We start from the raw sequence: 17,147 nt of genomic DNA, 5'->3' as shown, positions 1-17,147 counted from the left end.
TAGATTATGACTTTACAGTTGATCCAGTACTTGGAACAAAACTTTCTAGAACTATAATAAGTAATAATGCAGATACAAAAATAAATAATGCAACATTTAAAAATGGTGCAATCTCTAAAACAGTAGACAAATTATTTGCAGATTTAAATCAAGTATTAACTTATACAGTAACACTAACTAATACAGGAAACGTTACTGCTACAAATGTAGTTCTTTTAGATAATTTAGACCCAAGTCTTTTATTTAATAATAATTCGGTTATTATAGATGGACTTCCAACTGGGGGAGTTAATCCACTTCTTGGAATACCTTTATCTGATATAGCAGCAGGTCAAACTGTTGTTGTTGGATTTAAAGCAACTGTAATAAGTATTCCTGCAACTAACTCTATTCCAAATATAGCAACAGTAGATTACAAATATTCAGTTTCAGCTCTAGACGACACCATAGGAAGTGATTCTTCAAGCGAAATATTCTCTGTTATAAGTAGAGCAATAATTTCTAATGATGATGGAAGTCTTGTAAAAACTTCTGTTTCAAACTACGCTGATGTTGGTGATGTTGTAACTTATAGTATTATTATGGATAACACTGGAAATTCAATAGCATCATCAATGTTTATTATAGATACAGTTCCAAATGGAATGACATTTATTCCAGGAACATTTAAGATAAATGGTATTGCCTTCCCAGACTACGATCCTAATGTAGGTTGTGATATAGGTAATTTAAGTCCAACAGGTGGAAAAGTTGTAACTTTTGATGTTACTGTAGATACAATTCCAGTAAATCCAGTAGAGAACGTAGCATCTCTTTCTTATAAATATACTGTTGATCCTGCAAATCCTAATGGTGCTGGTACAACAAATCTAACAAATATTTTCCCTATAACAGTAAATCATGGACTTATAAGTCCAATGGCAAAAGGTAGCGACGTTAATTTTGCTAAAAAAGGAAATACAATAAACTATACAATAACTATTCCTAATGCAGGAAATGTAGATATCACAAATGTTATCTTAAAAGATACTATTCCATTTGGAACAAGCTTAGTTCCAAACTCTCTTTTAGTAAGTGGAGTTTTAACACCTGGAAATATTCAAACTGGTATAAACATTGGAACAATTGGAGTAGGAGCCTTTAAAACAGTTTCATTTACTTTAAAAGTAGATACTATTCCAGATAGCAGAATTGTTGAAAATCAAGCAGTTGCAACATTTAATTACACTGCTGATCCATCTATGCCAAATGGAAAAACAGGTGGCGCTGTAACAAATGTAATTCAAACTGATATAAATCAAGCAATAATAGACCCTGCAAAAGGTGATTTAATTAAATTAACAAGCAAAAAATATGCTTTAGTTGGAGATACTGTAACTTATACAGTAGTAGTTAGAAACAGTGGTAATGTTACTGCTGATACTGTTGAAGTTCGTGATGTTTTAGCTTTATCAACTTCATTTATTCCTGGAACTGTTAAAGTTAATAATGTACCTAAAGCTAGTGAAAATCCTAATACTGGAATAAATGCTGGAAGTCTTGGGGTTGATGGGGTTACAACAGTAACTTTTGATGTTAAGGTAAATACTATCCCAACAGGTGGAGTTTTCCAAAATGAGGCTGATGTTGATTACACTTATATTCTTGACCCTATAAATGGAATAAACTCAAGAGATACAGCAACAACAGCACCAATTAATGTATATGTAAATCAAGCCGGAGTTATTGCTAGTGATGGAAGCTTTAAAATAACTGTTGATAAAGCTTTTGCAGAAATTGGAGAGGTTATCGAATATACAATTACTTTAAATAACTATGGAAATGCTGATATTTATGATGCTTTAGTATTAAGCACTATACCAGATGGTACAAGCTTAGTTCCAAACTCAGTTAAAGTAAATAATGTAGTCGTTGCTGCAAATCCTATGTCAAGTATAGATGTTGGAACTATTCCTAAAGGAACTACTACTACTATTAAATATAAAGTTTTAGTAGATACCCTACCTTTAGTAAATCCATTATTAAATAGTGCAACTGCAGAATATGTATTTACTTTAAATCCATCAAATCCAAAGAGTGAATATAGAGCTCAAAATACAGGAACAGTAAAAACAACAGTTAATCAAGCTATTGTTGGAGTTGTTAAAAGTGTAGATAAGCCTTATGTGAAAATTGGCGATATTGCAAAATATAGCTTTGTATTAAAAAATACTGGAAATGTTGATGCAAATTCAGTTACAATTTACGATACTATTCCAACAGGAACAATCTTTGTAGGAAATACAGTTAAAGTAAATGGAGTTGTTAAAACTGGAGTTAGTCCAAATACAGGAATTATAATTCCTAAAATAGCAGCAGGTGGAACTAGTAATGTGGAATTCCAAGTTCAAATTCAAGGCTTCCCAAATGGTGGAACTACAATACCAAATGCTTCAACTACAGAATACAATTATATCGTAGATCCAAGCAATCCAAATGGAGTTATTAAAAATACTCAATCAAACAATGTAGATATGGTAGTTAGAGATCCTGATATAAAAGCAAATAATAATACCTTCATTAAGTCCGTAAATAAAGATTATGCTGTTGTTGATGAAACTGTAACCTATACTTTAGTAATAAAGAATATGGGAAATGCAAGAGCAACAAATATTTTAGTTACAGACACTATTCCAACTTACACTAGTTTTGTTCAAGATAGTGTATATATAAATGGAATTCAATCACTTGGAACTAACCCAAGTCAAGGTATTTCAATTGCAACAATAGACCCTGGTGAAATCTTAACTATAACTTTTGATGTTCTAGTTAACTCTATTCCACCAAGCAATTCTATCCCTAACTCTGCAAAACTTAAATATAACTTTACAGTAAATCCAAGTAATATCGATCAAGAATCAGTTACAATTTCTAGTAATGCTGTTTCAACTAATATTAGAGAGGCAAACATTTCAGTAATAAAAGGTGGATTAAGTAAAACTGTTAATAAAGCTTTTGCTGATTTACAAGAAGTTATAGATTATACAATTTCAATGACAAACCTTGGAAATGTTACTGCAGAAAATGTTACTTTATTTGATACTATTCCAACTGGTGCAACTCTTGTACCAAACTCTGTTAAGTTAAATGGAAGCGTAGTTAATCTAAATCCTACAAGTGGTATTTTAGTTGGAAACTTACTTCCAAATGAAAATGCTATAGTAGAGTTTTCAGTAGAAGTAGGTACACTTCCACAACCTAATCCAATAAACAATGTAGGTATGGTTAGTTATAGTTATAGAGCAACAGATACTTCAACAGCTCCTGTATCAAGAACTTCATTTACTCAAACAGTTTCAACAAAAATAAATTCTGCAATAGTAACTTTAAATTTAGATGTAGATAAACCACAAACTATTATTGGTGATACTTTAGAATATACAGCTAAAATTAAAAATGAAGGAAATGCAACTGCCTCTGATGTAATTTTCTATGGAACTATTCCTGAAGGAACTACTTTAATTCCAACTACTGCATCATTTAAAATAGTTTTAGAAAGTGGCGAAGTTTTAAATAACGCTGTAGACTCTCAAGGCATAAGTACAAGAACAACTGTAAATGGTAATCCTGCAAATGGTGATCCTATCAATGGTGTTATTATTGGGCAATTACCACCAGGTGCTCAAGTTATTGTTGTTTATGATGTTTTAGTAGTTTCAATTCCAAGTAGTCAAAAGTTTTTAGGTGGAGGAACTGTAACTTTCGCATATACAGTAAATCCAAGTACACCTAATGGCTCTAGCGGTTCAACTAATGCACAAATTCCGCCAGTAACTACAATAAGTGACCCTCAAATTACAGTTGCTAATGGTAGTTTAACTAAATATGTAGATAAAAACTATGCTAAAGTAACAGATACTTTAAATTATTCAATTGTTCTTTCTAATCCTGGAAATGTGGCTGCTGATAATGTTGTAATTAAAGATACTCTTCCACAAGGAACATTATTAGTTCAAGATAGTATAACAGTTAATGGAGTTCCTCAGGTTGGATTAACAAATTTAAGTAATTTAAATATTGGAACTATTGATATTGGAAATACTGTTACTGTAACCTTTGAAGTTGTAGTAGTTATGATTCCATGGGATAATCCAATTCCAAACTCTGCATATGTAACCTATGACTTTAATGCTGGTGTAAATAGCAGACAAATAAATACAAATGAAGTATTAACACAGGTTAATTTTGCAGATATTTCAACTATAACAGGCGGAATATTAAAATCTGTAGATAAAGCTTATGGAAAAATTGGTGAAGAAGTAACTTATAGTATTGATATAGTTAATAATGGTAATGTTGATGCTAGTAACGTTATGGTTATTGATACTCTTCCTGATGGCTTAGAATTTATAGCTAATTCTGTAATTATAAATTCAGTTGCAAAACCTGGTGCTAGTCCTGATGCTGGAATATGGCTTGGTGTTGTAAATCCTGCTGAAAATATAAATATTAAGTTTAAGGGTAAAATAATTAAAATTCCAACAGTAAATCCAATGAGTAATGATGCTCTTATAAATTATGATTATACAATTGACCCTAATTTATTAAATGGAGAAGCTGTATGGAATAAATCAAATTCTGTTAAAACAAAAGTTAATGATGTAACCTTCAGTCCTGATGATGGTAGTTTCATTAAAATTGTTGATAAACCTGTTTCAGATATAAATTCAAATATAAATTACACTATTGTTGTTAAAAATACTGGAAATGTTTCTGCTTTAGGTGCTGTTGTTAAAGACGTAGTTAGTACAGATACACCAGTTGTTCCAGGTAGTTTAATGGTTAACGGCGTTAGTATTTTAAATGGTGATTTAACTACTGGTTTAAATATTGGAAATGTTAATATTGGAAAAACTGTAACTATTCAATTTACTGTAATGGCAACATCACTTCCAACAACTAATCCAGTTTTAAATAAAGCAACTATTGATTATCTATTTGTTAAGGACCCATTAAATGAACCAAATGGTGAAACTGCTACAGGTACAACAAATGAAACAAATATCCAAATTAAAACTGCTGGACCATTATTTAGTGGAGTTGGTGGATTCTATAAGGAATTCAGCAAAGATTATGCAAAACTTGGTGATTGTGTAGTTTGTAAGTTTGAAATTCCTAACAATGGTAATATCCCAATGAAGAATGTTGTATTAATAGATACAATTTCACCTTATTTACAATTTACTACAGGAAGCATCTATATAGATGGTATTAATAATACAACTAATAATCCAAATACAGGTATTGTAATTGGAGATATTGAACCAGGTGAAGTAAAAGAAGTATTATTTAAAACAACTGTTACAAGTATTCCAATGAATAATCCTATTGAAAATGTAGGAACTATAAACTACAATTACTCAATTGATGGAGCTAGAGTTACAACTCAAGCTAGCTTAATGAGTAACTATGATTATCTAAATATTTTACAAGCTATTCTAGCTCCAAACTTCAAAAAAGAAGTAGATAAAACCTATGCGGAGCTTGGTGATATCTTAACTTATAAGATTACTGTTGTAAACACTGGAAATACAGATGCTCTTAATGTTAAGATAACGGATTTACTTCCACCAGAAGTTGAACTTGTTGCAAATAGTGTTGAAATAAATTGTGTTGAAACTTCAGATGCTGACGTTGAAAGTGGTATTATCTTTAGTGACTTACCACCAGATATGATAAAAATAATTACTTTTAAAGTTAAGGTAGTTAAAATTCCAATGGATGGAATGATAGATAATAAAGCTTGTATAAATTATAGCTATATTGTAGATCCAAATGAACAACCAATTGTTGAAGATGCATGCACAGAATATGTTCAAACTTCTGTAAAATCAGGAGACTTAACTTGTACTAAAGAAAGTAATGTTGCATATGGAACTTTAGGTACTGAAGTAACTTATAAAATCACATTAGAGAATATAGGAAATACTCAATCGGAGAAAGTATTCTTAAAGGATATTCTTCCAAGTGAATTAACTGTAAAACCTGGAAGTCTTAAACGTGATGGTAATAGTATTCCTGGAAATATTTTAAATGGAATAAATCTTGGAACTATTAATGCAAGTTCTATTGTTAACATTGAATTTGTTGGAGTTGTAAACAGTGTTCCTAAAGTAAATCCTATTAATAATAAAGCAAATGTTAGTTATGAAGTTACGTTGAGTCCTACAAGTGCACCAATCAAAAAGAATCTAGATACTAATACTGTTCCATTAACTATTAAAAATGGTGTTTTAGTATTAACTAAAGGTTCATCTGTATTTAAGGCTATTGTTGGCGATACAATTGATTATCAAATAGTTGCTAAAAATACTGGAAATACTCCTATCATAAATGTTAATATTACTGATTTATTACCACCAGAATTAGAATTTGTAGCAAATTCATTAACTGTAAATGGTGTGTCAAAAGCTGTTACTGATTTAAAATCTGGATATCAAATAAATAGTATAGGTGTAGGTGAAGTGGTAACATTAACTTATAAGGCAGTAATAAAAGGAACAAATGACTTAGGAATTGTAGAAAATACTGCTAAGGGTTCTTATGTATTTGTTATTGGTGAAACACCTGTAAATTCACCTATTCCTCCATCATCAAATGCAATGGCTTCAGGTGAAGCAATTAGTAATACTGTTAAAATAACAGTAGAAGAAATTTCACAATTAATGAGCAAGACTGCAAATAAGAGTGAAGTTGCAATTGGTGGAGTTATTGGATATACAGTAAGTGTTGAAAATACTGGAACTATCGATATGCTTAATGTAACTTTAATGGATTCAATTCCAGTTGGAACAAGTCTAATTCCTAGTAGTTTTAAGGTTAATGGAATAAGTAAACTATGGCCAATCGTTGGAAATATTTTAGTTGGTGAAGTTGCTCAAATTTACTATGAAGTTAAGGTAAACTCATATATTGAAAATATTATAGAAAATAGAGCTTCTATAAAGTTTAATTATAGATTAAATCCAACTGATTCTCTTAAAGTTGGATATAGCTCAGAAGTAATTTCTTATGTAACTTTAATTTCACCAAACTTTACTCAATTAAGCTTTGATGGTAACTTTACTCTTCCTTGTAACAAAGACGATATATTATCTGTAACAGAGGTTAATGCTGAAGTTGAAATTATAAGTAGTGATGTTATTTCCACACCTTCTGGTATTTCTGAAAGTAACTTTACTTTAACAGGAAATAAACTTGTTGTAACAGCTATAGCTAAAATTGTAGTTGAATATATTTCAAATACTCCAACTAAAACATTAGGAACAGTAGCTTATGAAAAACTATTTACTAGATATATAGTTCTTCCTGATTCATATACTTTAGTTCCTGATATAGAGGTAAATTCAATCATTGAAGACCTTTATGCAGTTGAAGTTGGAAGTCGTGAAATCTTCTTCAATTTAACAATATTCTTATACGCTGGTTTATAAAATAAAATAAAAATAAGGCATTTAATAAATTTAGGTGCCTTATTTTTATGCTCTAAAATAGAATATATATTGTACATTTATTTAAATTGCATATAAAATATATGCTTAAAAAATAATAGCCAATTTTAATAAAAACCATAAATTAATTATAGTAGTAATTTCAAGGAGGATAATTAAATGACATCCTTTAAAATAGAAAATTTTAATGGAAATGAAAATATACAAATTACACTATCTTCTACTAAAAATATTATTGATATAGGGGAGGTAGTAACTTTTTCTATAGCCTTAAAAAATTTAGCCCCTGCAATTATTGAAGATATTTTTGTATCTTTAAATCTTGAAAATGGATTTATCTTAAAAGAGGAAACATTAAGGTTAAATAATTTATCTATAACAGGACATGTTTTAGATGGAATACCAGTAGGTAATTTAGCTTATTTAGAAGAAAAAATAATTTCATTTGATTTACTTGTTTCTAATATTCCAAGTATCAATCCAATTAAGAGTGTTGCATCTGTAAACTTTAAGCTTTTAGGAGAAAGTAATTATAAAACTAGTAATATCTTAGAAACACAAGTTGGAAAAGTAATTGGTAATGCTTTAATCATAAAAGAAGTTGATAAAAGTGTTGCTATTGTAGAGGACATTTTAAGTTATACAATTAAAATTAAAAATATTAGTGAAATTCCTTTAACAAGTGGTGTTTTTATAGATGATTTGTCACCTTCTTTTAGCTTTATTTATGATAGCCTTATTATAGATGGAACTAAAACTATTAATGGAAATCCTATAAAAGGACTTTCTATAAAGGATTTAGCACCTGGTGAAGAAACTGTTATTTCATACAAGGTTTATGTGAACTCTGTACCAGAGGTTGGATATTCTTTAAATAACTCTAAATTCTCATTTAATTATAATATTCAATCATTTAGTCTTTCAAATTATAGTGTAAGTAATGATGTTTACACAAAAGTAGTTCCATTAGCTTTAAATTCTGCTTCATTACTTTTAGAAAAATATATTGATACCATAGGCGCTGTAGTTTCTGAAACTGTAACCTATACAATTAATACATCTAATACTGGAAGTATTTTAGCAAGTTCAGTAAGTTTAAAAGACATTTTACCAGATGGCTTAACATTTGTTCAAGGCTCTGTAACTATAGATGGAGTTCCATCACAGGAAAGTCCTTTGACAGGAATAAATTTAAACAATTTAGCTAAAGGACAGTCTAAAGAAGTTAAATTTAAAGCAGTAGTAAATGTACTTCCAAACATTAATCCAGCTCAAAATAAAGCTATTGCAACTTATACCTATATATCTGATCCTTTAAGTCCACCAGTATCTGGATCTTCAGAGTCAAATATTGTATCTACTAAAATAGCTCCAACAAATTTAATTACTGTTGGAACAAAAACTGTAGATAAACCTTTTTCTAATGTAGGTGATACTTTAACTTATACACTAGGAACAACTAACAATAGTACTATTGTATTAAATAATGTTGTTTTAATAGATACAGTTCCAGATGGAATAAATTTTATTCCAGGTTCTGTAACTGTAAATGGAGTTGCAAATCTTACTGCAAACCCTGAAAATGGGGTTCAAGTTGGAAATGTAAATCCTGGTGACTCGGTATTAGTTTTATTTAAGGCAGTTGTTACAAGCATTGTAAATACAGGCGCTGTATTAAAAAATACTGGGACTATTTCTTACTCATTCTTACCAGATGCAGGGGGAGAATTTAGATACCGTTCTATAGTAACTAATGAAGTTTCAACAACTATAAATACAGCAATAATTTCTGGCTCAGGCTTTGTAAAAAGTGTTGATAAAACAGGAGCAGAAGTTGGGGATATTTTAACTTATACGATACGACTTTTGAATAGTGGAAATGTAGATGCAACTAATGTTTTAATAAAAGATACCCTTCAAGCAGGTACAAGCTTTATTCCTGGTTCTGTCTTTATAAATGGCACACCTAATAGTATTTATAATCCTCAAACTGGTATCAATGTTGGCACTCTTATTCCAAATGTGGAAAGCGTAGTTTCATTTAAAGTTCATATAGATTTTATTCCAGAAGTTAATCCATTAAAAAATATTGCTAATTTAACTTATGAATATAAGCAAAATCCAACTAGTACACAAGTGATAAAGGGAGCATCTACTTCAAATGAAACATCAACAAGTATAGTATCTACTCCTATAAGCCCAGGTATAAATGGATTTTATAAAAGAGCTAATTTAGAAAATGCAACTATTGGTGATGTTATTATCTTTACTTTAACTGCTAAAAATAGTTCAAGCGTAGTTGCTAAAAATGTAATTGCAAAAGATATCTTAGATTCTTCATTATCTTTTGAAAATAACAGTGTTACAATAGATGGCTCTTTAGTTCTTAATGGAGATATAAGACAAGGAATTGCCCTTGGTGATATAAAGCCACTTGAAGCAAAAATTGTTGAATTTAAAGCAAAGGTAATTAGTATTCCAAGTTCAAATCCTATACAAAATACTGGAACTTTAAGCTATGCATATAGTGCAGGAATAGATGGAATAAATAAATCTGTTAATATTACTTCCGCTCCAACCTTTACTCGAATAAATTATGCAAATATTTCAAATGAAGATAGTAGCTTAATTAAGAGCGTTGATAAAAATTATGTAAGCAAGGATGAAACCTTAACTTATACAGTATTCTTGAAGAATACTGGAAATGTAAGTGCAAATAATATTGTTTTTTATGATACAATTCCTGAAAATACACAATTTATAGATGGGACTGTTTATGTAGCTGGTATAAATTATCCATTATATAATCCAGATGCATCCTTTAATATAGGTAATTTAGCTCCAAATGAGCAAAAAACTATAACCTTTAAAGTGAAGGTTACAACAGTTCCAAATAGCACTTTAATAACTAACGACTGTAAAGTTAGATATAACTTTACTGTAAATCCTAATGAGCCTGATGGAAGAACAAAAGAAAGTATGAGTAATGAAGTAACTACTAAGGTTAATATTGCAATTATTGATACTGAGCTTGACAATAGCCTAGAAAAATTTACAGATTTAGAATTTGGAATAAGAGGAGACACAATAACCTATACAATTTTATTAAAGAATGTTGGAAATGTAGATGCCTTAAATGTTGTATTTAAAGATACAGTTCCAAATGGAACAAGCTTTATTCAAAATACTGTTACAATAAATGATATTCAACAAGCCGGTGTAAGTCCAAATAGTGGAATAGCTGTTGGAAGAATAAAGCCTTTTGAATCTAAATTAGTTAAATTTAAAGTTAAAGTAATTGATTTCCCAAATCCAAATCCTATTCAAAATAGTGGAACAGTTTTCTATGATTATGTAGTAAATGATGAAACTGGCTTAAAAAATTCTGTAGTTAACAATACAAATACGGTTACAACTAAAATAAATGAAGCTAGAATAAGCCTTGAGCATAATGATATCTTAAAAACAGTTGATAAAGATTTTGCAGGCTTAAATGAAATTTTAACTTATAGAATAAGTCTTAGAAACTCAGGAACAGTGGAGGCTATTAATACAAAGTTTATTGATAAGATACCTTTAGGCACAGAATTTGTTATAGATTCCTTTAGTATTGATGGAAAAATTATAAAAGGAGCAAATCCAGATACTGGAGTAAACATCGGAGCTATAAGAGTTTCTCAAATTTCTTATGTTGAGTTTAAGGTTAAAATAATAAGTCTTCCTGAAACTAATCAGATTGTTAATAAAGGTTCAGTTTCTTACGATTATGTAATTGATCCTATAAAAAATAAAACTGGGCAAGGTTCGTCAGATACAAATACTGTTATAACACGAGTTAGCCAAGCTATTGTTAGCTTTACTAAAGAAGGAAGTAAAAAGTTTGTTAAGATAGGGGATATTTACACTTACAAAATTATCTTAAGAAATGATGGTAATTCATCTGCAAATAATGTGAAAATAGTAGATACCTTACCAGATGGAGTTTCATTTGTAGAAAATTCACTTAAAATAAATGGAAATCCAACAACCGGCTCTATTGCAGATGGAGTTTCTATAGGAAATATAAATAAAAATTCAAGTGCAACTATAGAGTATAGTGTTAAGGTTACTAAAATTCCTAAAATAAATCCTATGCCAAATAAGGCCTATGTAACGTATAACTTTACTGTAAACCCTGAGACTGGTGAAGTTAAAACAGTTGAAGGCTTTACCAATGAAGTTTTAACAACTGTAAATACTGCAATAATTAAAAATGAAGATGGTGGCTTTGTTAAATCTACTGATAAAACAAGTGCTGAAATCGGTGAGACTATTTCATATAAAATTAAAATCACAAATACAGGAAATGTTTTAGCACAAAATGTATTTTTAACTGACCCAATTCCAAATGGCTCTGAATTTATAAATGGAAGTCTTTTTGTAAATGGAAAGCTTAGAAATGAAAATATTCAAAGTGGAATTTCTCTTGAAGATGTAAGTCCAAGTGAACAAATTTTAGTTGAATTTAAAGTTTTAGTTATAACTATTCCTACTAAAAATCCTTTGGAAAATTCAGGTAAAATAGATTATAACTATATAGTTAATCCTGAAACTTCTGAAAAAGTAATCGAAACATCAAATACAAATATAGTGAAAACAACTGTAAATTCACCGCTTTTAACTGTAACTAAAATACCAAATAAAGCTTATTCAACAGTAGGAGATATTTTAGAATATACAATTGTTGTAACTGTAAATGGAAATATCTCTGCAAATAATACTGTTGTATATGATACCTTACCTGAGGGAGTTTCCTTTATTTTAGGTAGTTTAAAAATTAATGGCGTTCTAGCACCAAATGAAAATATAGAAAAAGGCGTTTTAATTGGAAATATTCAACCATTAAAATCTATAACATTGACTTACAATGGAAAGGTAACTAAAGTTCCTAAGCTTAATCCATTAGTAAATGTAGCAGAAGCTCGATATACCTTCACTAAAGACCCGTCTAATCCAAATGAAGAAGAAAGAACTACTTTATCTAATGAAGCTAAAACCTTTATAAATGATGCAGATATTTCTTATGAAACATTAGGACTTATTAAATCTGTTGATAAATCTTATGTTGATGTGGGAGATACTTTAACTTATACAGTTACTCTTATAAATAAAGGAAATACTGATGCCAATTCAGTTGTTTTATTAGACACTCTTCCTTTATCACTTAAATTTGTAGAAGGTACTGTAATAATAAATGGAACTACAATGGCAAGTTTTAATCCAAACCTAGGTATACCAGTTGGAACTATAAAACCAAATGATAAAGTTGTTTTATCATTTACAGGAAGTGTGGTTTCTCTTCCAAACCCAAATGTAATTCAAAATGATAGTAAGGTTAGCTACAACTATACTATTGACCCATCAGTTCCAAATGGAGGCTTTAGAGAAAATATTTCAAATAAAGTTGTTACAGTTCTAAATCGCGCAATTATTTCAAATGTGGATGGTGGCTTTACTAAAGCTGAATCTATAAAAGCTGGAGATGTTGGAGACATTATTGACTATACAATAAAACTTAAAAATACTGGTAATATTCAAGCTGAAAATGTTGTATTTATCGATACTTTAGCTGATGGAATAGCTTATGTTGAAAATACTCTTTATGTAGATGGTGTATTGAAGCCAATGGATGACGTAACTAAAGGCTTAATATTATCAAATATTCCATCAGGAGAGACTAAAACTGTAACATTTAAAGTTAAAATAACAAAAATTCCACTTAAAAATCCAATTGATAACTTTGGAGAGGTTTCATACAAGTATTTAGTTGATCCAACTACAAGCAAGTATAATACTGCACTTAATAAAACAAATACTGTAAGCACAAATGTAAACAGAGCTGAAATTTCTTATAAAACAGATGGATTTGTTAAATTTGTAGACAAAGCTTATGCTGATGTAGGTGAAGTTTTAGTATATACAATAAGAGTTAAAAATACTGGAAATACAGAGGCTCTTGATGTTATATTTACTGATACGGTTCCTCCAAGCACGTCATTTGTAGTAGATTCTCTATCCTTAAATGGAGTTATCAAAGAAGGGGATAATCCAAGTAATGGAGTCTTTTTAGGAACTATTAAAGCTGGTGAAGGAATCACTGTATCTTTTAAAGTTTTAGCTAACAGTATTCCAGCTAACTTGTTAATTAAAAATGATGCGAAAGTAACTTATAGCTATATTGTTGATAAAGAAGCTCCTGTAAGAAAAGACTCTGTTAATATGACAAATGTAGTAACTACAAGTCTTCGTCATGGTGAAGTAAAAGTAACTAAGGTTGCATTAGATGAATATAGCACTTTAGGCGCTACTATTAGATATGAGCTTATTTTAGAAAATGTAGGGAATGTTGATGTTTTAAATGTAAATGCTTTAGATACAGTTCCAAATGGAACTATATTTATAGATAATAGTTTAAAAATTGATGGAATCTTTATTCCAGGAGAAAATCTTCAACGTGGTGTTCAAATAGGAACTATTAAAACTGGAGAAAAGAAAAAGTTAGAATTTAGTGTTCTTATAAATACAATTCCAAATGAGAATCCAATTAAAAATACTGCGAGTTCCACTTATAGTTATATTTTAGACCCAATTAATAATGTAACTATAACTAATACTAAGGTATCAAATGTTGTAGAAACTAAAGTTAATTTTGTAATTATAAATGCACTTGCAGGAAGCTTTAATAAAATTTCAAATAAAGATTATGCTGATATAGGTGAAAAAATAACTTATACCATAATTATGAAGAATAAGGGTAACACAAATGCAAGTAATATTGTGTTTACAGATACTGTGCCTGAAGGAACTGAATTTATAGTTGGAAGCCTTAAATTAAATGGTGAAATTATTAAAAATGGATATCCAAATAGTGGCATTGATGTAGGTTCGTTAGCTCCTATGCAAGAAGCACGAATAACTTTTGATGTAATAGTTACAACTATTCCTAAAAATAATCCTCTAATTAATAGAGGGGCTATAAATTACAGATTCACAAAAGACCCTAAGGTTCCACTTGGAGAATCAGGCTATGAATTAACAAATATAGTAACTACAACCGTTTCTCATGGAGAAATAACAAATGGTTCTAAGCCTACACCAGGAAGTGAGCCTGTTGGTGGCTTTACTAAAAAAGCAAATAAAGAATATGCACGACTAAATGAAGAAATAATCTATTCATTTGATATAGTTAATACTGGTAATGTTCCTGTTACAAATGTAATTTTAACTGATTTAATTGGTCAAGAGCTTAAATTTGTACAAGGCTCTGTACAAATAAATGGAATACTTTATGAAAATGAAGATCCTAATAAAGGAATAACTATATCTGAAATTGGTATAAATCAAAAAGTAACTGTTAGCTTAAAAGCACTTGTTGTTTCACTTCCAAAAGACAATGTAGTTAAAAATCAAGGTTCTCTTGAATATAGTTACAAAGTTGATCCAAATAAACCAGCAGTTATAAAGAAAGCTACAAGTAATGAAGAGATTGTAAATATAAATACAGCCATAATAAGCTATGCTGATCTTGGGTTTGTAAAACAAGTTGATAAATCTTATGCAAAATTAAATGATATCTTAAATTATAGAATTGTTCTTAAAAATACTGGAAATGTTGATGCTGAAAATGTAATTTTCAAAGATATGATTCCTATGGGTACAGTATTTATTAAAGATTCAGTAAAAATAAATAATGAAAATAAATTTGACCTATATCCTCAAACAGGAATTCCTTTAGATATTATAAAACCAAATGAAACTGTTGTTGTTGAATTTAAAGTTAAAATAGTATCGGTAGTTTCTAGTGGATATATTGATAATAAAGGAGAGGTTTTATATCGCTATAAAGTTGATCCGAATAAAGCTCCAGTAGATGATCAAAGTTACACTAATACAGTGAGAACAAAATTAAATACAGTTGATTTTACAGGTACTAATTTTGAAAAAGTTGTAACACCTAAGGAAGGAACTATTTCTGATATTGTAACTTATACCTTTAAAATAAGAAATGGTGGTAATGTTAATGCAAGCAAGGTCTTATTTACAGATACCCTTCCAAGTGAAGTATCATTTGTAGATGGCTCAGTTACTATTAATGGCGAAACCTTAAAAGATTTAGATCCAAGAATAGGTATTGGGATTGCTACAATCAAGCCTAATGAAAGTATAGTTATTTCATTTAAAGTTAAAGTTAAGAGCCTTCCTAAAAAGGGTGAAAATGTCTTTAATATTGGTAAAATAACTTATGAAAATATTGTTGACCCTAAAGGTACTATAAATAGCGGTGAGGATTATTCAAATGTAGGTAAACTTTCTATAAGGAAAGCTATAATCCAATGTACTAAGGAATCTATTGAAAAAGTATCTGCCGTAACAGATGTAGTTAAATACAAAGTTACTTTAAAAAATACTGGAAATGTTACAGCTAATGATATCGAAATCTATGATGAGCTTCCTGAATGCTTAGAATTTGTTGAAAACAGCGTTATGGTAGGCTGTATGAATACAGATGAAAATATAGTAAGTGGAATTAAAGTCTTTAGTCTAGACCCTGAAGAAGAAATTGAAGTAATGTTCACTGCTAGAGTTCTTTGTAAGCCTGAATGCGGAACTATAAAGAATGAAGTTAAGGGAAATTATACTTTCTATATTTCAAATAATAGACCTGAAACTATAGAACATTTTACAAGTAATGTAGCTTCAGTAATAATAGAAAATCCTGAGCTTACTATAACTAAATGTTCTAACAAAGAAATTGCTAAATACAGTGATGAGATAGATTACTTTATTACTGTTGAAAATACTGGTTCTTTAGACCTTTATAATGTTAAATTAATTGATTTATTGCCAGAAGAATTACGTCTTGTAGGTCAAACTATCTATGTTAATGGCCGTCGCTTAAATGGAATTAATTTAAGTAGTGGCGTAAGTCTTGGTGATATAAAAATGAGAGAGAAAATTGAAATTTGTTACAGAGTAGTAGTAGTTCGTGGATGTTGCAGAAAGCTTATAGAAAATAAAGTTTATGCAAAATTTATTTATAAGATAGGAGAACTTATGACTCCTAAGAAATCTATGTCTAAAGTTTGTATCCACACTCTAAAAGGGGTATCAACATCATTCCAACAATTAACAATTGATGGTGTTTGTAAGTTCCCATGTAATATGCCTAGAATAGAAGATATTGTAAATGTAACTGGCTCTATTCAAATAATCAACAAATATGTTATTGATACAGTACGAGGCTATTCACCTGAAAATAAACGAATAACAGGTCATAAGCTTGTAGTTAATGGAAAAATATTTGAGAGTATCGAATTTATAGCACAAGAACCAACTCAGAGCACTCATTATCAATCAAATGTTGAGAAATTTAGTACATTTATTGTACTTCCTCATGATTACGAACTGGGAAGCAATGTAGATGTTTGCTATGAAATAGAAGATATTCATTTTGAACAAATAGGTGAGAAAGAAGTATTTATAAGTGTAACTTTAATGTTAGATGCTATAATTACTTGCTAAGCTAAAAAATAAAACTAGATTTTTTAAATAAATCTAGTTTTATTTTTTTCTTTTTTTAATAATAAAGTAGCCCTACACAAATTACTTTGCATAGGG

At 29.6% G+C, this 17,147-nt stretch carries 2 protein-coding genes; both read left to right on the top strand.

What is annotated here, in order from left to right; all coding sequences use genetic code 11:
• A partial coding sequence (locus tag ACRC28_RS13895; protein ID WP_438544045.1) for a hypothetical protein occupies nt 1-7,472 on the top strand: 7,472 nt, incomplete at its 5' end.
• A gap of 177 nt (nt 7,473-7,649) precedes the next feature.
• Nucleotides 7,650-17,051, top strand: coding sequence for a hypothetical protein (locus ACRC28_RS13890; RefSeq protein WP_438544044.1), 9,402 nt, complete (start codon nt 7,650-7,652; stop codon nt 17,049-17,051).
• Nucleotides 17,052-17,147: the final 96 nt, after the last annotated feature.

The sequence above is a fragment of the Clostridium sp. genome (assembly GCF_051650885.1).
GTDB lineage: Bacteria > Bacillota > Clostridia > Clostridiales > Clostridiaceae > Clostridium.
Note: the sequence above shows the minus strand (reverse complement) of the source record. Positions and strands in the feature narration are given on the sequence as shown.

Coding starts and splice junctions, on each gene's coding strand:
- ACRC28_RS13890 (WP_438544044.1), top strand. CDS start 7,650: ATGACATCCTTTAAAATAGAAAATTTTAATGGAAATGAAAATATACAA.